This is a genomic window from Psychrobacter sp. CAL346-MNA-CIBAN-0220, assembly GCF_040309805.1.
Lineage (GTDB): Bacteria > Pseudomonadota > Gammaproteobacteria > Pseudomonadales > Moraxellaceae > Psychrobacter.
Map to the genome: position 1 here is coordinate 1 of NZ_JBEOPF010000533.1, position 253 is coordinate 253.

The 253-nt window shown below is 45.1% G+C and carries 1 protein-coding gene; it reads right to left on the bottom strand.

Annotated elements, in window-relative coordinates; translation table 11 throughout:
• A partial coding sequence (locus tag AAEY88_RS14675; protein ID WP_350563567.1) for a Fic family protein occupies nt 1-253 on the bottom strand: 253 nt, incomplete at both ends.

Below are 253 nucleotides of genomic sequence, written 5' to 3' on the forward strand. Positions count from 1 at the left end.
GGATCAGACTCAGCGACCAGTAAGGTTAAAGCAGCAAGTCCCGTGTTATTAATGACCATTTCGCCACTTTCATTGAGCAGCCGCTTATTACGATGTAAAAAATCCACGAATAAGAAAGCACCACTGCGTTTATTGCCATCGGTAAAGGGATGGTTCTTGACCATAAAATACAATAAATGCGCCGCTTTACTCTCGATAGTCGGATAGGCAGGCTCGCCAAACACGGTTTGCTGCAAATTGCCCAGTACACTGT